Genomic DNA, 21,682 nt, shown 5'->3' with positions numbered 1-21,682 from the left:
GACTGCGTAAGCCTGGGGCCGATGCTGCAGGGGCTGCGCAAGCCAGTGAACGACTTGCCGCGCGATGCGTTTCAGCGCACGTGACTGGCCTGGATCGCCGTCAATGCGATGGTGTGCACGATATCGTCCACCTGCGCACCGCGCGGCAAGTCGTTCACTGGCTTGCGCAGCCCCTGCAGCATCGGCCCCAGGCTTACGCAGTCGGCACTGCGTTGCACTGCCTTGTGCGTGGTGTTGCCGGTGTTCAGGTCCGGGAACACGAACACCGTGGCGCGACCCGCTACCTGGCTGTGCGGTGCCAACTGCCGGGCAATCTCCGGGTTGGCTGCGGCGTCGTACTGCAACGGCCCGTCGATCAGCAGATCATGTTCGGCCTGCTGCGCCAGGCGCGTGGCTTCGCGCACCTTTTCCACTTCCTCGTCACTGGCCGCCGAGTCGCTCGAATAACTGAGCATCGCCACACGCGGTGCAATCCCGAAGGCCTGCGCCGATTCGGCGCTTTGCCGTGCGATTTCCGCCAGCTCCACGGCGCTGGGGTGCGGGTTCATGATGCAGTCGCCGTACACCAGCACCTGCTCGGGGAACAGCATGAAGAACACCGACGACACCAGGCTGCAGTCTGGCGCGGTCTTGATCAGTTGCAGGGCCGGGCGGATGGTGTTGGCGGTGGAGTGCACCAACCCTGAAACCAGGCCGTCGACCTCATCCAGCGCCAGCATCATGGTGCCGATCACCACTGGATCCTCCAGCTGCTGCTCGGCCATCGGGGCGTTGAGGTTGCGGCTCTTGCGCAGCTCGACCATCGGCTCGACGTAGCGTGCGCGAATGAGCTCGGGGTCGAGGATTTCCAGGTCGGCGGGCAGGGTGATGCCCTGGGCGCGGGCCACCGCCTCGACTTCCTCGGGCTTGGCCAGCAATACGCAGCGGGCGATGCCACGCGCCTGGCAGATGGCGGCGGCCTGCACCAGCAACGGTTCGGCGCCCTCGGGCAGGACGATGCGCTTGTTGGCCTGCTGCGCGCGTTGGATCAGTTGATAGCGGAACACCGCGGGCGACAGGCGCATCTCTCGCGGCGTACCGCAACGCTGGTGCAACCAGTGGGCGTCGAGGTGGCTGGCGACGAAGTCGGTGATGAACTCGGCGCGCTCGCGGTCGTCCACCGGGATCTCGCGGTTCAGCGAGTTGAGCTGGTTGGCGGTGTCGTACGAGCCGGTGCTCACCGAAAGGATCGGCAGGCCGGCCTGCAGGGCGCCGCGGCACAGTTCGAGGATGCGCGGGTCAGGCTTGCTGTCGCTGGTCAGCAGCAGCCCGGCCAGCGGAACGCCGTTGATCGCTGCCAGGCTCACGGCGAGGATGATGTCGTCGCGATCCCCGGGCGTCACCACCAGGGTGCCCGGCTTGAGCAGCGGCACGGTGTTGGCCACGGTGCGCGCGCAGATGATGATCTTGTTCATCCGCCGCTGTTCGTAGTCGCCGGCATTGAGCACCTGGGCGCCGAGCAGCTCGGCCACATCGCGGGTGCGCGGGGCGTTGAGGTCGGCCTGGTAAGGGATGCAGCCGAGCAGGCGGAAGTCGTTGCCGCGCAGCAGTGGCGAATGCTCGCGCAGGCGCGTGGCGAAATCGACCATGCTTTCGTCGGTACGGACCTTGTTGAGAATGACCCCGAGGACTTTCGGGTCGCGTGGGCCACCGAACAGTTGGGCCTGCAGTTCGACCCGCCCGGACAGTTCGCTGAGCACCTCGTTCTCCGGTGCCGAGACCAGGATCACCTCGGCGTCCAGGCTCTTGGCCAGGTGCAGGTTGACCCGCGCCGCATAGCTGGCATGACGGGTCGGCACCATGCCCTCGACCACCACCACGTCGTTGCCGACGCAGGCTTGCTGGTACAGGCGGATGATTTCTTCGAGCAGTTCGTCGAGTTGGCCATCGCCCAGCATGCGCTCGACCTGGGCCAGGCTCAGCGGCGTGGGAGGCTTGATGCCGTGGGTGCGTGCGACCAGCTCGCTGGAGCGCTCAGGGCCGGTATCGCCGGGATGCGGCTGGGCGATCGGCTTGAAGAAACCGACTTTCAGGCCGCCGCGCTCGAGGGCGCGTACCAGGCCGAGGCTGATGGAGGTCAGGCCGACACCAAAGTCGGTCGGCGCGATGAAAAATGTCTGCATGCGTGCTTCTCGGAATAAGCGGTGCAAGGGATCAACGGCCAAGGGTAGCGCTATCGGCCCCCTGCGCGCACCAGCCGCAGGCAAAAGCCTGGCCGATGCGCCGGGTGCGCTCGTGCGCATCGAGCACCCAGGGGCGTGCCTGCCACGGCGGCTGGTGGCGCAGGTGCTGGGTATGGCCGCAGGACAGCTCGACCACCCATTGGCCTTCCTCGTCCTGGTGAAAGCCGATGATCCGACTGATGGGCCGTTCGCCACCCGCCGCGCGTTCGCAATCGGGCGAGGCCTTGGTTACACTTGTGCGCTCTACATTCTTTTGCAAAAGGTCTTGCCCCATGCTGATCGCCGCCAACAAGGCAGTCTCCATCGACTATACCCTGACCAACGACGCCGGGGAGACCATCGACAGCTCCGCCGGTGGCGCGCCACTGGTTTACCTGCACGGTGCCGCCAACATCATCCCGGGCCTGGAAAAAGCCCTGGAAGGCAAGCAGGCCGGCGACGAACTGACCGTTGCCATCGAGCCGGAAGACGCCTACGGCGAGTACCTGGCCGAGCTGGTCAGCACCCTGAACCGCAGCATGTTCGAAGGTGTCGACCAACTGGAAGTCGGCATGCAGTTCCACGCTTCGGCGCCGGACGGCCAGATGCAGATCGTCACCATCCGCGACATCGACGGCGACGACGTGACCGTCGACGGCAACCACCCTCTGGCAGGTCAGCGCCTGAACTTCCAGGTCAAGGTGGTCAACGTGCGTGACGCCAGCGAAGAAGAAATCGCTCACCGTCACATCCACGGTGAAGGTGGCCATCACCACTGATTTCTCAGCTAAGCTCTGAGAGTCGTCAGGCGCTCGAGCAAGCCGACCTACCCTCTGCGGGCGGGTACACGGCTTGATCGCGCGCCTTTTTAGTGGGCGCAATTCGCCCCAGCGGCAACCGGCAACCTGAGAGGGGAATCAAGATGAGTGCATTTCACGATCTGACGCTCAAGGCGCTGAACGGCCAGGACCTGCCCCTGGCACCGTTCAAGGGTAAGGTGCTGCTGGTGGTCAATGTCGCCTCCAAGTGCGGCCTGACGCCTCAGTACGCGTCGCTGGAGAAGCTGCACCAGCAGTTCAAGGGCCAGGGCTTCAGTGTGCTCGGCCTGCCGTGCAATCAGTTCGCCGGCCAGGAGCCAGGGAGCGAAGACGAGATCCAGAAGTTCTGCAGCCTGAACTATGGCGTCAGCTTCCCCTTGAGCGCCAAGCTCGAGGTCAACGGGCCTGAGCGTCATTCGCTGTACCGCCTGCTGGCAGGCGAGGGCGCGGAGTTTCCCGGCGATATCACCTGGAATTTCGAGAAGTTCCTGGTGGGCAAGGACGGCCGCGTCCTGGCGAGGTTTGCGCCCCGCACTGCGCCGGACGATCCGACGGTGGTTCAGGCGGTCGAGAAGGCACTGGCCTGATGCATGCTGGAGCGGCGAACCGCCGCTCAGTTTTGCCACAGGTGCAGGAGCAAGCTGCGCCATATCGTGCTCAATCACCCAAATCAATAATGCTGTGCCCGCCACTCGGCTGGCTCTAAGCTCAGGCGCATTTCCTTACCCTCATCGGGAGCGCCGCATGTCCAGCAACCCACTGTTCCAGCCCTTCACCCTGGGCTCCCTCGAGTTGCCGACCCGCGTGGTCATGGCGCCGATGACCCGTACTTTCTGCCCTGGCGGCGTACCGCACGACGGCGTCGTCGAGTACTACCGGCGCCGCGCTGCGGCTGGCGTGGGTCTGGTCATCACCGAGGGCACCACGGTCGATCACAAGGCTGCCAACGGTTATCCGAATGTGCCGCGCTTTTACGGCGAAAACGCCCTGGCTGGCTGGAAGAAGGTGGTCGATGCCGTGCACGCCGAAGGCGGGCGCATCGTTCCGCAGCTGTGGCATGTGGGCAGCGTTCGCCGCCTGGGCACCGAACCGGACGCCAGCGTGCCGGGCTATGGCCCGAGCGGTAAAAGCAAGGATGGCCAGGTGGTGGTTCATGAAATGACCCACGATGACATCCGTGAGGTCATCGCCGCCTTTGCACAAGCGGCCCGCGATGCCAAGGCCATCGGTATGGATGGCGTCGAGATCCACGGCGCGCACGGCTACCTGATCGACCAGTTCTTCTGGGCCACCAGCAACCAGCGCAGTGACGAATACGGCGGCGATCTGGCGCAACGCTCGCGCTTCGCCATCGAACTGGTCCAGGCTGTGCGTGCTGCGGTGGGGCCTGGTTTCCCGATCATCTTCCGGTTCTCCCAATGGAAACAGCAGGACTACAGCGCGCGTCTGGTCGAAACGCCCGAGGCATTGGCAGCCTTCCTTAAGCCGCTGGCCGATGCCGGTGTGGATATCTTCCACTGCTCCACCCGCCGTTTCTGGGAGCCAGAGTTCGACGGCTCGCCACTGAACCTGGCCGGTTGGACCCGCAAGCTCACCGGCAAGCCGAGCATCACCGTTGGCAGCGTCGGTCTGGATGGCGAGTTCCTGCAGTTCATGGTCGACACTGACAAGGTGGCCAAGCCAGCCAGCCTGGAAGGCCTGCTGCAGCGCCTGGGCGATGAGGAGTTCGACCTGGTCGCGGTCGGCCGTGCGCTGCTGGTGGATGCCCAGTGGGCGCAGAAAGTCCGCGAGGGCCGTGAGGACGAGATTCTGCCGTTCAGCCGCGAGGCGCTGTCGAGCCTGACTTGATCGTCAGTGGCGTGGCCGCGCGCTCACCCTGGGCGGCGGTCTGCCGACAGGCGCTGTACAAGTGCCCCTCGAACTCTTCGACGATCGCCTGCCAGCCCTGGCGACTGGCGTGCTGGCGGGCATTGAGACGCACCCTGCGCAGGGTCTCGGCGTCCTCGAGCAGCCAGCATGCGGCGTCGATGAATGCTGGCTGATCCCCCGGCATGGCCAGCGCGCCGCTGTGTCCGTGGCGAATATGCTGGGCTGCGGCGGCCTCGTCGTACGCCACTACCGCAAGGCCCGAGGCCAGTGCTTCGAGCACCACGTTGCCGAAGGTTTCGGTGAGGCTGGGGAACAGGAACAGGTCGCCGCTGGCGTAATGTTCGGCCAGTGTTTCGCCGCGTTGCACGCCACAAAACACCGCATCGGGGAACTGCTGCTGCATCTGCGCCCGCAGTGGCCCGTCGCCGACCACTATCAGGCGCAGGCGTCGCTGTGGATAACTCTTCTGCAGCCCCTGCATGCAAGGCAGCAGCAGTGCGAGGTTCTTCTCCGCCGCCAGGCGGCCGACGTGCAGCACCGCGACGTCATCCGGGCCAAGGCCCCACTGCTCACGCAGCGCCTGGCTGCGCCGTGCCGGGTTGAACAGTTGCGCATCGACGCCACGCGCCATCAGTGTCAGGCGTTCGAAACCACGGCGCTCCAGTTCCAGGCGCTGGCTGGCGCTGGGGACCAGGGTGGTCGCGGTGCGGCGGTGGAACCAGCGCAGGTAGTGGGTGAGCAGGCGTGCCAGCAGACCCAGGCCGTACTGGCCGGAATACTGCGGGAAATTGGTGTGAAAACCACTGACCACGGCAATCCCCAGGCGCCGTGCGGCGCGCAGGGCGCTGAGCCCGAGCGGGCCTTCGGTGGCGATGTACAGCACATCCGGGCGCAACCGACGCCAGCGTCGCCACAGCTTGTGCATCGATACCTCGCCCCACTGCAACCCCGGGTATCCCGGCAGTGGCCAGCCACGGCACAGCAGTAGCGCGTCGTCGGCGTTGCCCGGCGCATCACCGGCTTGGCGCGGGCGCACCACTTCCACTTGGTGGCCGCGCAGGCGCAGGCCTTCGCTGAGGCGACCAAGGGTATTGGCCACACCGTTGATCTCGGGCGGGAAGGTTTCGCTGACCAGGGTGATGCGTAGGGGCGGTGTATTCATATCAAAAAGTTTCCCCCTGCTGAGTTGCCGTTATGTGACATCCAGATGATCCCCCGGTGACGCCTGTTTTCCAGGTTTTTCCGGCCCCTGGAATATTTCCTTGCCGGGCACTCAAGAACCTCCTGCCCGCAGCCGATGAAGATGCATTCGATGGATGGATTGCGCTCCGGGAGAGCGGTGATGTTCAACAGCAAACTGAAAAAAGAAATCCAGCAACTGCGCGAGGAACTGCAATCCATCGAGCAGGTGACGAACAGCCTCGACAGCGAGATGCTGGTCTTGCAGCTCGACCCTCAGGGACGGATCGAAGTCGCCAACGGCAACTTCGAAAAAGAGATGCTCTACAGCAGCGATCGTCTGATCGGCCGCAACATCGAAGAGATCGTCCCGGAGCACGTGAAGAAGCTGGATTTCTACCAGCGCATGAAGGCCGCAATCACCCGCGGCGAGCACCTCAACGGCGCGTTCCGCCTGCTGCGTGGCAATGGCGAAGAAGCCTGGCTGCGCTCGATCCTGCAACCGGTCAAAGGTGTCGACGGGCGGATCAAGTACTTCACCCTGCATTCGAGCGACCTGACCCGCACCATCGAGACTTCGCGCGAGCATGAAAGCCTGATCAAGGCACTGATGCGCTCAACGGCGGTGATCGAGTTCAACCTCGACGGCCAGGTGCTGACCGCCAACGACCGTTTCCTGCAGACCATGGGCTACAGCCTGGAGCAGGTGCGCGGCAAGCATCACCGCATGTTCTGCGAACCCGAGGAAGTCAGCTCGGCGGGTTACCAGCAGTTCTGGGACAAGTTGCGCCGGGGCGAATACGTGGCCGAGCGCTTCAAGCGCATCGACGCCCATGGTCGAGTCGTCTGGCTGGAGGCTTCGTACAACCCGATCATCGATGCCCATGACGTGCTCTACAAAGTGGTGAAGTTCGCCACTGTGATCACCGACCAGGTCAACCAGGAAATCGCCGTGGCCCAGGCCGCCGATATCGCCTACAGCACTTCGCAGGACACCGACGCCAGCGCCCGCAAGGCCACCGGCGTGGTCACCCAGACGGTCGAGGTGATGCGTGGCCTGGAAAGCTCGATGCAGGAGGCGGCCGAGGGCATCCAGGCGCTGGACAAGCAGTCCAAGGTGATCGGCTCGATCATCAAGACCATCAGCGACATTGCCGGGCAGACCAACCTGCTGGCGCTCAATGCCGCCATCGAAGCCGCCCGTGCCGGTGAGCAGGGCAGGGGCTTCGCAGTGGTTGCCGACGAAGTGCGCCAGCTTGCCTCGCGTACCAGCAGCGCCACCGAGGAGATCGCCCGGGTGGTGCAGCAGAACGAGCAACTGGCCCAGGCGGCGGTGGACATCATCGACACCAGCAAGCGCCAGGCCGAGCAGGGCCTGACGCTGGCCGGGGAAACCGGCAGCGTGATCGTCGAGATCCAGGACGGGGCGAAGAAGGTGGTCAATGCGGTGGGGCAGTTCTCCAGCCAGTTGAGTCACTGACTACCGGGCGGTGCCCCTTACTGAAGGCGGTAGGCGAAAAAGGCCAACCCAATCCCTCTGTAGGAGCGGGCTTGCCCGCGAACACGGGCGTAGCCCGTGCCATCCAACGAGGGTGCCAGTTTCGGCACAAGAGCCCGGACGCCTCAGTTGCGCTCCCGAACCCAGAACAACGTCGCCCCCGCCACCGCCGCCGGCATCATCAGCACGTTCACCCCCGGGATCATCAACGCCAGGTAGGTGATGCCACCAAACCCCATCGACTGCCAGCGCTTGCTGCGCAACCAGGCGAGCATGTCCTGCCAGCTCATCTTGTTGTTGTCCGCCGGGTAGTCGATGTACTGGATGGCCATCATCCAGATGCCGAACACCAGCCACAGCGGCGCGGCCACCACGTTCACCACCGGGATGAACGACAGGATGAACAGGCCGATGGCGCGCGGCAGGAAGTAGCCGAGCTTGCGCATCTCGCGGCCGAAGGTGCGCGGCACCATCGCCGCCAGTTCACCCCAGCTGAACGCCGGGAAGGTGTCTTCACCGCGTACCACCACCTCGACCTTCTCCGCGAGAAAACCGTTGAACGGCGCAGCGATGATGTTGGCGAACAGGGTGAAGGTGAAGAACACCATCAGCACCACCAGGGCGACGAACAGTGGCCACAGGATGTAGGTGAGGAAACTCAGCCAGCTGGGCAGGGTCGGCATCAGTGCATCGACCCACAGGCTGAACTGGTGGCCGGCAAAATAGATCAGGCCGCCGAACAGCAGCAGGTTGACCGCCAGCGGCAACAGCACGAACAACCGCAGGTTCGGGCTCAGGACCAGTTTCAGGCCCTCGCGCAGGTACTGGGGGCCGGACAGGACGGGGGCTTGCATCGGGATGCTCCACAGAAGGAAAACGGGCTGACATTACCGAGTTTGAGACGCCGACGAAAGGCGCGACACCGGCTGTAACAAAGCATAGGGACAATCGCGGATCGGATTCGTCCCTGGATAGAGCCTGTCTATAAGGTGGATTGTCGAAGGATATTTCCTTAATCTTTGCCACCTCGCTACAGTGCGCTCAATTTCTGAACGCCGTGAAACGCCGCGAGCCCTCAGTGGGAGGTGGCACCCAGGTTTTCGGACCTGTGCGTTGTAGCCTTCCCCAAGTGCTGCGCAGGTCCTTTTTCATTTCCAGCCGGCGTCGCCGGCACACTGGTGTCGGCCTCATGTGGCCGGCTCGACAGGAGCACGACATGTCCGAAGTTCGTCATTCCCGGGTCATCATCCTCGGTTCCGGCCCTGCCGGTTACAGCGCTGCGGTCTACGCTGCCCGTGCCAACCTCAAGCCGCTGCTGATCACCGGCATGCAGGCTGGCGGCCAGCTGACCACCACTACCGAAGTCGACAACTGGCCGGGCGACCCCCATGGCCTGACCGGCCCGGCACTGATGCAGCGCATGCAGGAACACGCCGAGCGCTTCGAGACCGAGATCGTCTTCGACCACATCAATGCCGTCGACCTGGCCAGCAAGCCGTTCACCCTGACCGGCGACAGCGGCACCTACACCTGCGATGCGCTGATCGTCGCTACCGGGGCCAGCGCCCGTTACCTGGGCCTGCCGTCGGAAGAAGCGTTCATGGGCAAGGGTGTGTCGGCCTGCGCCACCTGCGACGGTTTCTTCTACCGCAACAAGCCGGTTGCGGTGGTCGGTGGTGGCAACACCGCCGTGGAAGAGGCGCTGTACCTGGCCAACATCGCCAGCAAGGTGACCCTGGTGCACCGTCGCGATACCTTCCGCGCCGAGAAGATCCTGATCGACAAGCTCAATGCCCGTGTCGCCGAAGGCAAGATCGAGCTCAAGCTCAACGCCACCCTGGACGAAGTGCTGGGTGACAACATGGGTGTGACCGGTGCGCGCCTGAAGAACAACGATGGCAGCAGCGACGAAATCAAGGTCGACGGCGTGTTCATCGCCATCGGTCACACCCCGAACACCTCGCTGTTCGAAGGCCAACTGACCTTGAAAGACGGCTACCTGGTGGTCAACGGCGGCCGTGAAGGCAATGCCACTGCCACCAACGTCGAGGGTGTGTTCGCTGCCGGTGACGTGGCCGACCACGTCTACCGCCAGGCAATCACCTCGGCCGGTGCCGGCTGCATGGCGGCACTGGACGTGGAGCGCTACCTGGACGGCCTGGCCAACGCCTCGTTCTGAGTCGCTGCCTGATCACGAAAGAACCGGCCCTCTGGCCGGTTCTTTCGTTTCAGCCTGCCACCGCCGCACTGCGAAACGCCGTGAGCGACGGCCCGCTCAGCCGCTAAGTCATTGCTGAAAGCGCAAGCATTGGTCGGCTGACGGGCAGCGGAATCAGAGGCTCAGGCGCATCGACAGGTCGACGGCCTTCACATCCTTGGTCATCGCGCCGATGGAGATGTAGTCCACACCGGTTTCGGCGATGACCCGCAGCGTGGTTTCGTTGACCCCGCCGCTGGCTTCGAGCTTGGCCTTGCCCGCAGTGATGCGCACCGCTTCGCGCATTTCGTCCAGGGTCAGTTCGTCGAGCATGACGATATCGGCACCGGCCGCCAGGGCCTGACGCAGTTCGTCCAGGCTTTCCACTTCGATTTCCACCGGCTTGCCCGGCGCGATGCGGTGCGCGGCGGCGACGGCTTCGGCCACGCCGCCGCTGGCCGCGATGTGGTTCTCTTTGATCAGGAAGGCGTCATACAGGCCGATGCGGTGATTGTGGCAACCCCCGCAGGTGACCGCGTACTTCTGCGCAAGACGCAGGCCCGGCAGGGTCTTGCGGGTATCGAGCAAGCGTACCTGGGTGCCCTCGACCAGGTCGGCGAGAAAGCGTGCGCGGGTGGCCACGCCCGAGAGCATCTGCAGGAAATTCAGTGCCGAGCGCTCGCCGGTCAGCAGCGAACGGGCCGGGCCTTCGAGGTGGAACAGCACCTGGTTGGCAGTGGCGCGTTCGCCATCGGCCACCTGCCAGTGCACCGCCACCCGTGGGTCGAGCTGGCGGAACACGGTATCGACCCAGGCGGTGCCGGCGATCACGCAGTCTTCGCGCGTGATGATGGTGGCCTTGGCCAGCCGCTCGGCCGGAATCAGCTGGGCGGTGATGTCGCCGCTGCCGACGTCTTCCAGCAGCGCGCGGCGCACGTTGGATTCGATTTCGGCGGTGAGATCGGCGAGACGTAGGTTCGGCATGGTCGGCTCCACAAGCTAGATGCCGGCGATTATAGGGCAGGGGGGCGCGGTGTACAGCCGTCGACCCTGCAGTCGGGAAGTGTGCGCCTGGTCGCGTCCTGTAAATGGCGTGTTGGCAGCTTTCATCTTTTTCACTGATAATGGCGCCTTGTATTTGGCGTCATAGCTTTGACGATGTTTCCTCGCCAGTCGACCAATACCCTGCAAGGAGTTCGGGATGCATGAAGAAGGCAAGATGGGGCCCGTGGTGGCCGCCATCGACAGAGGGGTGCGTACGCCCTTGCCTTGCCTTCCCGTCGTGCTCCTGCAAGTGCGTGACAAAGCTGCACTGCACCTGCGCCAGGGGCTGCGTGCCCTGTTCGACAACGCTGACGACACCCTCTTCGAAATGGCCGACAAGGCCTGCGCTGGCGATCAGCAACACCTCTATTTTGAAGCCATGCGCGACTTGCGTCTCAAGCGCAAGAGCATCGAGCGGGCCTTTCTCGACACCTTCCACGACACCTTCAGCCGCATCGGCCAGGCCGACCCGCTGGGCGCGCTGGGCAGTATCGACCTGCCCGTCGGCAAGGCCCAGCGCGAACGAACCCTGGCCGTTGGGGCCATGGTCGAGCGCGTGCTGGCGCGCGACGGCTTTGCCCTCGAGCAACTCGGCCAGCGCCTCGCCGCCCTGCTCGAAATCCCCCTGGATGCGCGCTGCAATCCGCTAGGGCCTGCGTGCCTGTGTGGCTACTTTCTGGACGCCGGACGCAGCCTGGGGGTAGACCTCAAGGTCAAGCTGGTCCTGCTCAAGCTGTTCGAGCGCTATGTGCTGCGCGACGTCGACCTGCTCTATGGCGAGGCCAACCAGCTACTGGCCGCGGCGGGCGTGCTTGGCGAACTTGCCCCCGCCCCGCGCCGGCGAGCCGAGGACCGCAGCCTGGCCGCACGCCGCACCCAGGCCTCGTTGATCGCGGGTGAAGACATTGGTGCGGACAGCGCCGGCCAGGCGTACTTCGCCTCGCTGGAAGGCCTGCTGGCACCGGTACGTGGCAGGCTGGCGCCGCGCTTGCAGAGTGTCTCGACGGCGCAGCCGATCGGTAGCGCCGACCTGCTGCGCCTGCTCACCCACCTTCAGCACTACGTGCCTGGGCCGTTCGAGGCCGACGACTTCGACCTGGGCCAGCAGCTCGAGCAGCTGTTGCTGCGGGTCAGCGTTCGCAGTGGCACGCGCCGCCGCCTGGCCACCGCCGACGAGGACATGATCAACCTGGTCGGCCTGCTGTTCGATTACATCGAGCGCGACGATAACCTGCCGCCGCCCCTGCGTGCCCTGCTTGGACGCCTGCACATCCCTCTGCTCAAGGTCGCCCTGCTCGACAAGAGCCTGTTCAGCCGTGCCAGCCATCCGGCGCGCCGCCTGCTCAACGAAATCGCCGCCATGGCCATCGGTTGGGAAGGGGCGGGTGAAGGGCTGCAGGCGCGGGTGGAGCGTATCGTCCTGCGGCTGCTCAGCGATTTCACCGACGATGCTCGGCTGTTCGCCGAGGTGCTCGACGAGTTCCTGCTCTTCAGCACTGAAGAGCGCCGGCGCAACGAGCTGCTGGAGCAGCGCACCCGCGATGCCGAAGAGGGCCGGGCGCGGACGCTGCAGGCACGCCAGCAGGTCCAGCACGCGCTCAACCAACGCCTGCGCGGGCGCGTATTGCCGCGGGTGGTGGTGCAGATGCTGGTGGACTCCTGGAGCCAGGTGCTGCTGCTGGCCTGGCTCAAGCAGGGCGAGGCATCGGCGGCCTGGATCGATGGTCTGGCGACCATGGACGCTCTGCTGGCCAGCATCGCACCGCACCCGGGGGCGCAAGCGCGCCAGGCCCTGCTCGAACAGGTGCCGGGCCTGCTCAAGGCGTTGCGCGATGGGCTGGCGGGGGTGGCACTGGACTCGGCCGCGCTGCGCGAGTTCTTCCTGCAACTGGAGCGTCTGCACCTGCGCGCCTGTGCCGAGCCTGGCCACTGGCAGGACGAGGCTGACGATGTGCGGGTCGAGTCGGACATCGTCCTGGCCGTCGCCGAGGAGTCGGCAGGTGGCCTGATGCCGGTGCTGGACGAACACAGCCCGCAACTGCGCCAGGTCCAGCGTCTGCGCCTGGGCACCTGGATCGAGCTCAGCGACGAGGACGAGCCGCTGCGCTGCAAGCTGGTGGCGCGTATCGACAGCAGTGATCGGCTGGTCTTCGCCAACCGCACCGGCATGAAGGTGCGCGAGTGGAACAGCATCGGCCTGGCCCTTGCCCTGCACCGTGGCGAGGCACGGGTGCTGGACGACGGGCTGCTGTTCGAACGCGCCCTGGATGCAGTGCTCGACAGCCTGCGCATTGCCCAGGTACGTTGAGGCGCCAACAATCATTTACATGCAAGCGCGCGGTTGGCGGGGCATACTGAAGCCTCGTATCCGGCGTTTTTCAGGATCTGCCCATGCAATTGGACCGCGCCACTGGCTGGTTCTCCGGTGTCACTCACTGCCCCTCGCCGAACTTCAACGCCCGCCCCGACGGCGAGGCGATTTCCCTGCTGGTGATCCACAACATCAGCCTGCCGCCGGCCTGTTTCGGCACGGGCAAGGTTCAGCAGTTCTTCCAGAACCGGCTTGATCCGGCCGAGCATCCCTACTTCGAAAGCATCCAGCACCTGACTGTGTCGGCGCATCTGTTCGTCGAGCGCGATGGCGCGGTCACCCAGTTCGTCTCGTTGCTCGACCGCGCCTGGCATGCCGGGGTGTCGTGCTTCGACGGGCGCGAGGGATGCAATGACTTTTCCATCGGCATCGAGCTCGAAGGCACCGACGATATGCCCTACACCGATGCCCAGTACACCGCCCTGCAACAACTGACGCGGCAGATCCGCAGCCGCTGGCCTGCGATCGGTCCCGAACGCATCCAGGGCCACGACCATATCGCGCCGGGGCGCAAGACCGATCCCGGGCCGGCCTTCGACTGGCCCCGCTACCGCGCCGCGCTGAACGAGGACAAGGCATGAGTTTCCTGGTGTTGGTACTGGTGTTGTGGGTCGAACAGTTCTCGTCCCTGCGCCATCGCTTGCAACGTGACGGGTTCTTCCTGGGGGAGTTGGTACGTCTGGAGCGCAGCGGCAAGGTGCACCCCTGGTGGAGCCTGGCGATCCTGGTGCTGGCTCCGGTGCTGGTGCTGGCCTTGCTGCTGCACGTGTTGCAGCCGGTGGCCTACGGCCTGCTGGCACTGCCGGTGCACCTGCTGGTGCTGATCTACAGCCTCGGGCGCGGTGATGCCAAGGCGGCGCTCGGCCCGTTCCGCGATGCCTGGCGTCGGGGTGATGAACAGGCGGCGCTGCATGTGGCCGAGCGCGACCTGGGCCTGGCGGCAGACGATCCGCGCGACCTGCTGGCACGGGTGCAGGGCAACCTGGTGTGGCAGGCGTACCAGAGCTTCTTTGCCGTGATTTTCTGGTATTTCCTGCTCGGTCCGGCCGCAGCGCTGGGCTATCGCTTGCTGGCGCTGAGTGCGGCGAACAGCCGTCAACCGGCGCTCAAGGAGCGCGCGGCGCAGCTGCGCCATGCCATGGACTGGCTGCCGGTGCGGGTGCTGGCGCTGAGCTTCGCGCTGGTCGGCAACTTCGTTTCGGTGACCCGGGTGATGCTGCACGAAGTGCTCAACTGGCACATCAGCGCCGGGCAGTTGATCGCCCGTGTCGGGCGGGTGGCCGATGACATTCCCGAGGAAGAAGAGGCGCAGAGCGCGCTGGCGCGCCTGGACAGCCTGTGGGAGCTGCTGCTGCGCAGCGCGGTGCTGTGGTACGCGGTGTTTGCACTGTGGACGGTGCTGCTCTGAGGTGAGCGGCGAGGCTGCTTAACCTTAAGTTACAAACCTTGGATTGATTCTGCGCTATACAGAGCCTCGGCCAGTTATGGCCTTGTGCTACCCCGCAGAACAATAAAAATCCAAGGAGGTGACCCATGAAGCGCCTGCTCCATCCGGCCATCGCGTTGATGAACCGGCTGAGCTTCGGCATGAAGTTCAGCCTGATCAGCGTCCTGTTCTTTCTGCCCATGCTGGTCACCAGCTTCTACCTGGTTCGCGATGCCTATCGCCAGTTCCATGTCACAGGCGTCGAGCTGAACGGCCTTGGCCCCGTGGCTGGCAGCCTTAGCCTGCGGGGCGATCTCGAAAGCCTGGGCAATCTCCTGCAGATCAACGCCGTGCTCGGTCAGTCGGGCCAGGCAGGGGATGTCGAAGCGCGTATCGATGCCCTTGAGGACAAGGTCCAGGCCCAGCTCCAGGCCCTGGCGAGCCAGGATCCGCAACTCGAAGCCAAGCGCGTCGAGCTGGCCGACGCCTTCGCCAGGGCTCGTGCCGAAACCTCCTTGCAAAACAAGACCGCACTGTTCGACAAGCTGCTGGCCCAGGCCCAGGTGCTGGGCAAGCTGGTGGCCAGCCAGACGGGGTTGACCCAGGACAACCAGGCATCGGTACGCCAGTTGAGCGACCTGATGGGTGCCAGCACCGCACAGGTCACCCAGATGCTCGGCGAAGGACGGGCCATCGGCGCCGTTGCCCTGGGCCGCGGTTTCATCGATTCGGCGGGGAGTGCCCGTTTCGAAGACTTGCTGCAACGCCTGGAGCGTCTGTCGGCTGACTACGCCCTGCGAGTGGACGACGCCTTGGCAGCCGATGCCGAGGCCAAGGCCAGCCTCGGTACGCAGGCCCAGCTCAGCCAGGCGACGGTGCGCCGGGCTGCGGCGCTGTTCGAGGAACAGGTCGTGGTGGCCGAAACCCTCGACGCACCCTGGCCTGCGTTCTACGAGCAGGTCAGTGCCCTGATGGGCGAAACCTACCGGCTCAACGACGCAGTGGTCGCCCACCTGCAGCAGCAATTGCAGGCGCGCCTGGACGAGCACCGCTTGCACATGATCGCGCTGGTTGCGGCGCTGGCCATTGTGTTCCTGTCGATCCTCTATCTCTACAGCGGTTTCTATGTGTCGACCCGGCGCACCCTCGGCAATCTTGGCGCGGCCATGGACAGGGTGGCCGGTGGCGACATGACGGTCAGCTTCGAGGTACGCAGCCAGGATGAGCTGGGCGAGCTGGGCCAGGGCTTCAACGAGACCGTACGACGCATCCGGGGGCTGATCGAGCAGGTCGGGCGTACCGTGGCGACCGTCGAGGAGCAGGCCGGGCAGGTGCTGTCGGTGTCGACACGCAGCAACCAGGCCGTGAGTGGCCAGCGCGAACAGATCGAGCAGGTGGCCACGGCCATGAACCAGATGAGCGCCACCGCCCAGGAGGTGGCCCGCAGCGCGGCGCTGGCCGCCGATGGCGCGCAGCAGGTCAACCGCGAGAGTGCCAACGGGCGTAGCCTGGTGGCGCACCAGCAGGACAGCATTGCTCGCCTGGCCGGCGAGATCGACCAGACGGTGGCTGCGGTCAACCAATTGGTCGGCGACAGCCAGGCCATCGGCCGGGTACTGGAAGTGATCCGCAGTATTGCCGAGCAGACCAACCTGCTGGCCCTGAACGCGGCCATCGAGGCGGCGCGTGCGGGCGAGCAAGGCAGGGGCTTTGCCGTGGTTGCCGATGAAGTACGTACCTTGGCACGCCGCACCCAGGACTCCACCGAGGAAATCGCGCAGATGATCCAGCGCCTGCAGGAGGGGGTTGGTGCTGCGGTGCGCGCCATGGGCAGCAGCCACCAGATGGCGGCGGGGACCGTGGATGAGGCGCGGCAGGTGCAACAGGCACTGGCCAATATCCTGGGCGCGGTGGGTGGCATCGTCGAGCAGAACCAGCAGATCGCCGCGGCCGTCGAGCAGCAGACGGCCGTGGCCCATGACATCGACCAGAACATCGTGGCGATCAACCGCGCGGCGCAGGACACCACTCAGGGTGCCTGCCAGACGGAGGACGCCAGCCGCGCGCTGTCGAGCCAGGTGGTGGAGTTGAAGCGGCTGATCGGGGCCTTCAGGGTCTAGACGACGCCTGTCAGCCCTGCGGCGCCGTGATCTCCACGGGTTTGCGCAGGTCCCTCAGGCTGCGGGTCACGGTGCCGGTGTTGCACTTGGCCGCAGCCTGCTCCGGGGTCATGTCGCGGATGGTGCGGTAGAACAGTTCGCAGGTCTGTTTTTTCTGGGTTACCTGCCATTTGTTCGAGCAGGCCTGCAGCGTCAGCTTGGCGTCAGCCTGCGGGTTGCGGCCCATGCCGGCCTGCCAGCAGGCGGCGCTCAGGTCCTGGCCCATCATCTTCAGGCCCGCAGCGTCCGCCTTGTCCTGATCTCCGCCGGTGTTGTTCTTGTCGGCCGCATACCAGATCGCGCTCGGGTGGTTGGCGCCCAGCACCGGTACCTGGGTGCCGGCTTCAGGGCTGATGCTGACCAGCCCCAGCACATTGACCTTCGGCCCGTACTGCTGCTGGATCCAGCTGCGCACCGGGGCGCCGAAGGCCACCATCGGCAGGGGCTTGGCGTCGTGGCGCAGGGTCATCTCCTTGACCATGCGCGTCTGATAGTCGGCGAAGTAGCTGTAGGTGCCTTCCAGGTCCTTGCCGGCGCTGGCGGGCGCGGCGATCGGGGCGATGTCGACGATGGTCTGGTAGGCCGGGGTCTGGCTGGCATCGACACCGTTGAAGGTCAGCAGCTGTGCCCAGCGATCGGTGGTGTTGGAACGCAGGTAGTCCTGGGCCTGGGTCAGCGAATAATCCGGCGGGAAGTGCAACAGCTCGATGCTGCGGCGATTTTCCAGGGCCATGCCCAGTGGCAGGAACAGGTACCAGTCGTAGGCCCACTTGCCATCGTTGTTCAGGCGCGTGGCGCCCTGGTAGGCCAGCTCGCCGCTGTCGAGCAGCTTGCGCAACGGCTCGGCATAGCTGGGCGGAACGTCGCTGATATGGGCATGCAGCCTGTCGTTGTCGCGACGCACCTGTACCTGGGCGTTGGCATAGCCGTCGCGGCGTACGCTCTGGGTCAGGTAGTGCTCGACGGTCTGTTCCAGCGTCCAGTCGCGAAAGCAGATCACGTGGCAGTTGTTGGGGAAGGCGAACAGGCGGGTGACCCGTTGCGCATCGCCCAGGTCGACCTGAGCATCCGCCAGTGCCAGGCCGCTGAAGGCGAGGGCGGCCAGGCCCGATACAGCCATCTTTTGCATGCTTAACTCCTTGTCAGTGGCCGCCAGGATCGGCGGGCTGCTCATACTGGATGAAGAGGTGGGGGATGAAAAGCGTCGGAACATGGCTGTTGGCGACGTCGCTTTTGGCGATGACAGGGGTCTGCGCGGATGAGCGTGATGTGCGGATGTTCGCCCATTGGGCGGGCGATCACGAGACCCGCGCGTTTCGCCAGATGCTGGTGGATGCGCGGTTGTACGGGGTGGTGCCGATCCACCAGTTGCTGCGCTCGGCGTCGGACTGGCGTCTGTGCCGCGCCTCGCCGTTCGCCGTGGCGCCCACCGCGCAATGGCCGGCGGTGCGCTCGACCCTGGCCCTGATCCGCACCCTCGATGAGCAGGGCATCCTGCGCCGGTTCGAGGTGGTGTCCGCCTACCGCGACCCCAAGCTCAACGCCTGTGCCGGGGGCGCGGTGGGCAGCGCCCATACCCGCGCCTTCGCTGTCGACCTGTTGCTGCCTGACTGGGCCGATCCCAATCCGCTGTGCGTCTTCTGGCAGCAGCACGGACAGGCCTGGAACATGGGGCTGGGGCGCTACCCTTCAGGCCGTATCCATCTCGATACCGCGGGCTACCGCACCTGGGGTGGCGACGGCAGCGCAGGTTCGTCGTTCTGTGCCAGGCCCAGCTGATCGAGACTGCCCTGGCACTGGCACAAGACCCATTCGGCGAAGCGCTGGCGCTTGCTGTCATCGTCCAGGGGCTGGGGGCTGAGCAGATGATAGGCCGAGCCGTCGCGCATAAATCCGTAGGGCGCCTGCAACTGGCCGCTGTGTAGTTCATCGCCAACCATCAGGGCCGAGGCGATGGCCATGCCCAGCCCGGCACTGGCGGCCTGGATTGACAGATAGAAATGCTCGTAGTCGCTGCGTTCCGTATGGGTGACGCTGTTGCCGCTCAGGCTCAGCCAGGTGTTCCAGGCTGTGGTGCGGGTGTGGCTGTGCAGCAGACGCTGGCCATCGAGCGTTGTGGGCGCGCCCGCGCGGACGACCGGGCCGATCCATTCCGCGCAGATCTTCAGGCTGTGCAGTTGGCGATCCCAGCGGAAGTCGTCTCGGCGTAATGCCAGGTCGATACCGCCGCGGGTGAAGTCGACCGGGCCGCCCGCGGCCACCAGGTGCAATTGCAGGTCCGGGTGGCGGGCATGGAAGTCCGGCAGGCGCGGGATCAGCCAACGCATGGCGAGGGTGGGCTCGCACGAGAGCACCAGGACGTTGTCCTGGGCGTGTTCCTGAAGGCGCTGCACCGTGCTGGCGAGCTGTTCGAAGATCGTTTGCGTGGTGTCGAACAGGGTGCGACCGGCGGCGGTGAGAAAGACTGCGCGGTTGCGGCGTTCGAACAGTTCGATCCCCAGGCCCTCTTCGAGCAGGCGGACCTGGCGGCTGACTGCGCCATGGGTGACGTGCAGTTGCTCGGCGGCGCGCACGAAGCTTTCGCTGCGAGCGGCACTGTCGAAGTAGCGCAGGGCGGTGAGGTGGGGGAGTTTCATGGGGGAGTCCGCTGTCTGTTCCGGGCTGCCGCTGGAGTGGCTGCGCGAAGAAGCCATGTGCGTCAAAGAATAGGTGATGAAAACTAGCAGATAAAGCCGCGATAAAATCGATTTTTACTCGTGCCAGCGCCTTCGATAATCGTCCCTCCTGTGTACTGACGTCACCTATCGAGGCCTCCTGCATGACCGAACTGATCGCCGTTGCCCTGTTCACCCTCCTGGCTGTCATCAGCCCCGGCGCCGACTTCGCCATGGTCACTCGCAGCAGTTATGCACAAGGGCGTCGGGCCGGATTGGCGGCAGCGCTGGGGATCGCCCTGGGGGTTCAGGTGCATGTGTTGTACACACTGTTCGGCATCGCGGTGCTCATCAGCCGCAGCCCGACGCTGTTCGTGCTGATGAAAACCCTGGGGGCGGGGTACCTGGTCTACCTGGGGTACAAGTCGCTGACCAATACTCAGCGCATCCGGCTCGACAGCCAGAAGCCGGCGAATGCGAGGGGCGCATTCGTGGCCCTGCGCACGGGCTTTCTCACCAACGCACTGAACCCCAAGACCATGCTGTTCGTGATCAGCGCCTACACGCAGGTGGTAAAGCCGGGCAGCGAACTGGCGATAAACCTGGGTTATGGTGCCTTCATGTCGTTGGCCCATTGGGCGTGGTTCAGCCTGGTGGCGGTGTTTTTCTCCAGCACCGGGCTGCGCAAGGCGATGATCGAACGACAGATCGTGGTTGATCGGGTGATCGGTGTGGCGTTGATTGGCCTGGGAGTGGCCGTCGCCATGGCGGGAATACGTTGAAGGGGATTCTCGAGGGCAAAGAAAAAGGGCCTACCTTGCGGTAAGCCCTTTTCGTATTTGGTGGCTACACAGGGACTTGAACCCCGGACCCCAGCATTATGAATGCTATGCTCTAACCAACTGAGCTATGTAGCCAATGGCGCGCATTATTCTCTTGTGATGACCCTCTGTCAACACTCATTTCAAAAAAAATCTGCACGCTTTCAAAAACTTAGCCGGAAGGCCCGCTTCAGCGGACGATCAGCCACTGCCCGAGCAGGTTGTTGACCCGCAGTTGTTGGGCGGCGGCGAGCCTGTCGAGGGTTTCGCCTGCGCGGTCGAGGTTGAAATCACCGCTGATGCGCCGATAAGCGGTTTGCTCGTCCATCAGCCACACCCGCTGCCCTTGGTAGCTGGCTAGCCGCTCCAGCACTTGCTGCAACGGCATGTCCCGGGCGACCAGTTGCCCGCTGCGCCAGGCATCGGCAGTCTTGATGTCGGCCTTTTCCACCGCATCGATACGCATCGGGTTGAACCTGACCCGCTCGCCCGCCGACACCATGCGCTGGTCGCCGCCCTGGCTGACCATGGCCTTGCCGCTGAGTACCACCAGTTCGTCGTAGTCGCTGTTGCGGGCGATCATCAGGCGGGTGCCGAACACCTGGATCCGCGCGGCGTCCACCTGCACCTCCAGCGCACGCCCATCGAGCATCACTTCAAGGTACACCTGGCCCTGCACCAGTTGCAGTTGCCGGGTGCGGCTGCGCAGGTCGACATTCATGGCGCTGGCGCTGTCCAGATGCAGGGTCGAACCGTCCGCCAGGCGCAGGCTGCGGCGCTCGCCTGCAGCGGTGTGCAGCTCGCTGCCCAGGCGCTGCATCAATGGCCAGTAGAGGTAGGCCAGCGCGGCGAGCAGCAACAGGAACAACGCCCCCAGTGCCTTGCCCCAGTGACTGCGACGTACCGCCACCTCCCGCGGTCGCAGCCGCGCAGGCGGGCTCTGCAGTTGCTGCCAGCGGCTTTCCAGCGCCGCAAAAGCGCGGGCATTGTCCGGATCCTGGCACCATAGCGCGAAGGCCTTGCGCTGCCGCTCGTCACCGCCCGGCTGGCGCAGGCGCGCGAACCATTCCAGTGCTTCGCGTTGGGGGTCGTGATCGAACTGCACGGCGGGCATCGGGTTCATGGGATCGGTCTGCTCGCGAGAAGGGCGGTGTGCCCTGTGTTTGCGGAGGGAATGAGCTGAGGATGCTAAATATAGTGAGAACCATTTGCAAGTGAGTGAGCGATGGGTGGTCTTGTGGTTTAAGCGTCTTTGCGCTTTTTTCAGGCATGTCTTTCAAGGGGGTTGCCGGTGATTGCGTGAGGGCTGAGAGGTGCTTGCCGAAAGTTCTTTAGTGCCTATGAGATCGAGCGCCGCCCGCGCGGCGCTTCGCGAGCAAGCCCACTCCTACATTTGTTTCGGGCCAATGAATCCTGTGGCACTTTCTCGCCCCACCTTTGGCGCA

The 21,682-nt window shown here is 64.8% G+C and carries 20 protein-coding genes, 1 tRNA gene and 2 pseudogenes; 14 read left to right on the top strand and 9 right to left on the bottom strand.

The genetic code is table 11. The annotated features are described in order from the left end of the window. Positions 1-84: hypothetical protein (locus tag ACPZMI_RS10285; protein WP_426352168.1), on the top strand; the 84-nt coding region annotated here is incomplete at its 5' end. On the opposite strand, the gene pta is transcribed toward ACPZMI_RS10285, so the two are convergent. Together pta and ACPZMI_RS10275 are read right to left on the bottom strand one after the other, a co-directional pair. Next, entirely contained in the window at positions 72-2,162 is a 2,091-nt protein-coding gene (gene pta / locus ACPZMI_RS10280; RefSeq protein WP_426352166.1) for a phosphate acetyltransferase, read from the bottom strand. The genes ACPZMI_RS10285 and pta overlap by 13 nt on opposite strands. A gap of 31 nt (positions 2,163-2,193) precedes the next feature. Then, on the bottom strand, positions 2,194-2,496 hold the full coding sequence (locus ACPZMI_RS10275; RefSeq protein ID WP_186667610.1) for a DUF3565 domain-containing protein: 303 nt from the start codon (positions 2,494-2,496) through the stop codon (positions 2,194-2,196). Between ACPZMI_RS10275 and ACPZMI_RS10270 the strand changes: the two genes are divergently transcribed. The 3 genes from ACPZMI_RS10270 to ACPZMI_RS10260 all read left to right on the top strand — a co-directional run bounded on the left by ACPZMI_RS10270 (position 2,495) and on the right by ACPZMI_RS10260 (position 4,867). After that, the gene (locus ACPZMI_RS10270; protein WP_054925639.1) at positions 2,495-2,980 is read left to right on the top strand and encodes an FKBP-type peptidyl-prolyl cis-trans isomerase; all 486 of its coding nucleotides are present in this window, start codon (positions 2,495-2,497) and stop codon (positions 2,978-2,980) included. The genes ACPZMI_RS10275 and ACPZMI_RS10270 overlap by 2 nt on opposite strands. A 143-nt stretch (positions 2,981-3,123) precedes the next feature. Then, positions 3,124-3,606: a glutathione peroxidase gene (locus tag ACPZMI_RS10265; protein WP_186667611.1), complete on the top strand. Its 483-nt coding sequence runs from the start codon at positions 3,124-3,126 to the stop codon at positions 3,604-3,606. A gap of 157 nt (positions 3,607-3,763) precedes the next feature. Further along, positions 3,764-4,867, top strand: a complete 1,104-nt coding sequence (locus tag ACPZMI_RS10260) for an NADH:flavin oxidoreductase (RefSeq protein WP_426352165.1) — start codon at positions 3,764-3,766, stop codon at positions 4,865-4,867. On the opposite strand, the gene ACPZMI_RS10255 is transcribed toward ACPZMI_RS10260, so the two are convergent. Continuing rightward, complete coding sequence (locus ACPZMI_RS10255; protein ID WP_426352164.1) at positions 4,836-6,050, bottom strand: glycosyltransferase family 4 protein; 1,215 nt, start codon at positions 6,048-6,050, stop codon at positions 4,836-4,838. The two genes, ACPZMI_RS10260 and ACPZMI_RS10255, sit on opposite strands and share 32 nt — an antisense overlap. Positions 6,051-6,185: 135 nt before the next feature. Between ACPZMI_RS10255 and ACPZMI_RS10250 the strand changes: the two are divergent. Both ACPZMI_RS10250 and ACPZMI_RS10245 read left to right on the top strand, forming a co-directional pair. Further along, positions 6,186-6,953, top strand: a pseudogene (locus ACPZMI_RS10250) (PAS domain-containing protein); the annotation flags it as partial. 162 nt (positions 6,954-7,115) lie between these two features. Continuing rightward, positions 7,116-7,547, top strand: coding sequence for a methyl-accepting chemotaxis protein (locus ACPZMI_RS10245; RefSeq protein ID WP_238343438.1), 432 nt, complete (start codon positions 7,116-7,118; stop codon positions 7,545-7,547). Between the two features lie 143 nt (positions 7,548-7,690). Here the strand turns inward: ACPZMI_RS10245 and cysZ are convergent, their stop codons facing one another. After that, positions 7,691-8,419 (bottom strand): sulfate transporter CysZ, encoded by a 729-nt coding sequence (gene cysZ, locus ACPZMI_RS10240; protein ID WP_426352163.1) that lies wholly within the window; start codon positions 8,417-8,419, stop codon positions 7,691-7,693. A gap of 362 nt (positions 8,420-8,781) precedes the next feature. On the opposite strand from cysZ, the gene trxB reads away from it, so the two are divergent. Beyond that, positions 8,782-9,744: a thioredoxin-disulfide reductase gene (trxB, locus tag ACPZMI_RS10235; protein WP_065863398.1), complete on the top strand. Its 963-nt coding sequence runs from the start codon at positions 8,782-8,784 to the stop codon at positions 9,742-9,744. 153 nt (positions 9,745-9,897) lie between these two features. Here the strand turns inward: trxB and nadC are convergent, their stop codons facing one another. Further along, positions 9,898-10,746: a carboxylating nicotinate-nucleotide diphosphorylase gene (gene nadC / locus ACPZMI_RS10230; RefSeq protein WP_186667616.1), complete on the bottom strand. Its 849-nt coding sequence runs from the start codon at positions 10,744-10,746 to the stop codon at positions 9,898-9,900. Between the two features lie 217 nt (positions 10,747-10,963). Between nadC and ACPZMI_RS10225 the strand changes: the two genes are divergently transcribed. The 5 genes and pseudogenes from ACPZMI_RS10225 to ACPZMI_RS10205 all read left to right on the top strand — a co-directional run bounded on the left by ACPZMI_RS10225 (position 10,964) and on the right by ACPZMI_RS10205 (position 16,723). Beyond that, a complete protein-coding gene (locus tag ACPZMI_RS10225) occupies positions 10,964-13,114 on the top strand; it encodes a DUF1631 domain-containing protein (protein WP_426352162.1) in 2,151 nt (716 codons plus the stop codon). 83 nt (positions 13,115-13,197) lie between these two features. Further along, complete coding sequence (gene ampD / locus ACPZMI_RS10220; RefSeq protein WP_186667618.1) at positions 13,198-13,758, top strand: 1,6-anhydro-N-acetylmuramyl-L-alanine amidase AmpD; 561 nt, start codon at positions 13,198-13,200, stop codon at positions 13,756-13,758. Further along, positions 13,755-14,585, top strand: a complete 831-nt coding sequence (ampE, locus tag ACPZMI_RS10215; protein WP_186667619.1) for a regulatory signaling modulator protein AmpE — start codon at positions 13,755-13,757, stop codon at positions 14,583-14,585. Before ampD ends, ampE begins: the two co-directional genes overlap by 4 nt. A 125-nt stretch (positions 14,586-14,710) precedes the next feature. Next, positions 14,711-15,865: pseudogene (locus ACPZMI_RS10210) on the top strand (HAMP domain-containing protein); the annotation flags it as partial. Between the two features lie 144 nt (positions 15,866-16,009). After that, positions 16,010-16,723, top strand: coding sequence for a methyl-accepting chemotaxis protein (locus tag ACPZMI_RS10205; RefSeq protein WP_426352167.1), 714 nt, complete (start codon positions 16,010-16,012; stop codon positions 16,721-16,723). A 10-nt stretch (positions 16,724-16,733) separates the two neighbouring features. Here the strand turns inward: ACPZMI_RS10205 and ACPZMI_RS10200 are convergent, their stop codons facing one another. After that, on the bottom strand, positions 16,734-17,891 hold the full coding sequence (locus ACPZMI_RS10200; RefSeq protein WP_426352161.1) for a hypothetical protein: 1,158 nt from the start codon (positions 17,889-17,891) through the stop codon (positions 16,734-16,736). A 65-nt stretch (positions 17,892-17,956) separates the two neighbouring features. Between ACPZMI_RS10200 and ACPZMI_RS10195 the strand changes: the two genes are divergently transcribed. Continuing rightward, positions 17,957-18,541 carry a D-Ala-D-Ala carboxypeptidase family metallohydrolase gene (locus ACPZMI_RS10195; RefSeq protein WP_186721981.1) on the top strand — a complete coding sequence of 195 codons (585 nt, stop codon included), beginning with the start codon at positions 17,957-17,959 and terminating at the stop codon, positions 18,539-18,541. Here the strand turns inward: ACPZMI_RS10195 and ACPZMI_RS10190 are convergent. Next, complete coding sequence (locus ACPZMI_RS10190) at positions 18,481-19,398, bottom strand: LysR substrate-binding domain-containing protein (RefSeq protein ID WP_426352160.1); 918 nt, start codon at positions 19,396-19,398, stop codon at positions 18,481-18,483. The genes ACPZMI_RS10195 and ACPZMI_RS10190 overlap by 61 nt on opposite strands. A 182-nt stretch (positions 19,399-19,580) precedes the next feature. Here ACPZMI_RS10190 and ACPZMI_RS10185 point away from each other — a divergent pair, with 182 nt between their 5' ends. Beyond that, positions 19,581-20,198 (top strand): LysE family translocator, encoded by a 618-nt coding sequence (locus ACPZMI_RS10185; RefSeq protein WP_426352159.1) that lies wholly within the window; start codon positions 19,581-19,583, stop codon positions 20,196-20,198. Between the two features lie 58 nt (positions 20,199-20,256). On the opposite strand, the gene ACPZMI_RS10180 is transcribed toward ACPZMI_RS10185, so the two are convergent. Continuing rightward, positions 20,257-20,333, bottom strand: a tRNA-Met gene (locus ACPZMI_RS10180). 94 nt (positions 20,334-20,427) lie between these two features. Next, on the bottom strand, positions 20,428-21,360 hold the full coding sequence (locus ACPZMI_RS10175; RefSeq protein ID WP_426352158.1) for a FecR family protein: 933 nt from the start codon (positions 21,358-21,360) through the stop codon (positions 20,428-20,430). Positions 21,361-21,682 lie beyond the last annotated feature (322 nt).

The sequence above is a fragment of the Pseudomonas wayambapalatensis genome, assembly GCF_049942315.1.
Classification (GTDB): domain Bacteria; phylum Pseudomonadota; class Gammaproteobacteria; order Pseudomonadales; family Pseudomonadaceae; genus Aquipseudomonas; species Aquipseudomonas wayambapalatensis.
The sequence above is the reverse complement of the archived record's forward strand: the minus strand, read 5'-3'. Positions and strand labels throughout refer to the sequence as shown.

Coding starts and splice junctions, on each gene's coding strand:
- pta (WP_426352166.1), bottom strand. CDS start 2,162: ATGCAGACATTTTTCATCGCGCCGACCGACTTTGGTGTCGGCCTGACC.
- ACPZMI_RS10270 (WP_054925639.1), top strand. CDS start 2,495: ATGCTGATCGCCGCCAACAAGGCAGTCTCCATCGACTATACCCTGACC.
- ACPZMI_RS10275 (WP_186667610.1), bottom strand. CDS start 2,496: ATGGGGCAAGACCTTTTGCAAAAGAATGTAGAGCGCACAAGTGTAACC.
- ACPZMI_RS10265 (WP_186667611.1), top strand. CDS start 3,124: ATGAGTGCATTTCACGATCTGACGCTCAAGGCGCTGAACGGCCAGGAC.
- ACPZMI_RS10260 (WP_426352165.1), top strand. CDS start 3,764: ATGTCCAGCAACCCACTGTTCCAGCCCTTCACCCTGGGCTCCCTCGAG.
- ACPZMI_RS10255 (WP_426352164.1), bottom strand. CDS start 6,050: ATGAATACACCGCCCCTACGCATCACCCTGGTCAGCGAAACCTTCCCG.
- ACPZMI_RS10245 (WP_238343438.1), top strand. CDS start 7,116: ATGCGTGGCCTGGAAAGCTCGATGCAGGAGGCGGCCGAGGGCATCCAG.
- cysZ (WP_426352163.1), bottom strand. CDS start 8,419: ATGCAAGCCCCCGTCCTGTCCGGCCCCCAGTACCTGCGCGAGGGCCTG.
- trxB (WP_065863398.1), top strand. CDS start 8,782: ATGTCCGAAGTTCGTCATTCCCGGGTCATCATCCTCGGTTCCGGCCCT.
- nadC (WP_186667616.1), bottom strand. CDS start 10,746: ATGCCGAACCTACGTCTCGCCGATCTCACCGCCGAAATCGAATCCAAC.
- ACPZMI_RS10225 (WP_426352162.1), top strand. CDS start 10,964: ATGCATGAAGAAGGCAAGATGGGGCCCGTGGTGGCCGCCATCGACAGA.
- ampD (WP_186667618.1), top strand. CDS start 13,198: ATGCAATTGGACCGCGCCACTGGCTGGTTCTCCGGTGTCACTCACTGC.
- ampE (WP_186667619.1), top strand. CDS start 13,755: ATGAGTTTCCTGGTGTTGGTACTGGTGTTGTGGGTCGAACAGTTCTCG.
- ACPZMI_RS10205 (WP_426352167.1), top strand. CDS start 16,010: ATGAACCAGATGAGCGCCACCGCCCAGGAGGTGGCCCGCAGCGCGGCG.
- ACPZMI_RS10200 (WP_426352161.1), bottom strand. CDS start 17,891: ATGCAAAAGATGGCTGTATCGGGCCTGGCCGCCCTCGCCTTCAGCGGC.
- ACPZMI_RS10195 (WP_186721981.1), top strand. CDS start 17,957: ATGAAAAGCGTCGGAACATGGCTGTTGGCGACGTCGCTTTTGGCGATG.
- ACPZMI_RS10190 (WP_426352160.1), bottom strand. CDS start 19,398: ATGAAACTCCCCCACCTCACCGCCCTGCGCTACTTCGACAGTGCCGCT.
- ACPZMI_RS10185 (WP_426352159.1), top strand. CDS start 19,581: ATGACCGAACTGATCGCCGTTGCCCTGTTCACCCTCCTGGCTGTCATC.
- ACPZMI_RS10175 (WP_426352158.1), bottom strand. CDS start 21,360: ATGAACCCGATGCCCGCCGTGCAGTTCGATCACGACCCCCAACGCGAA.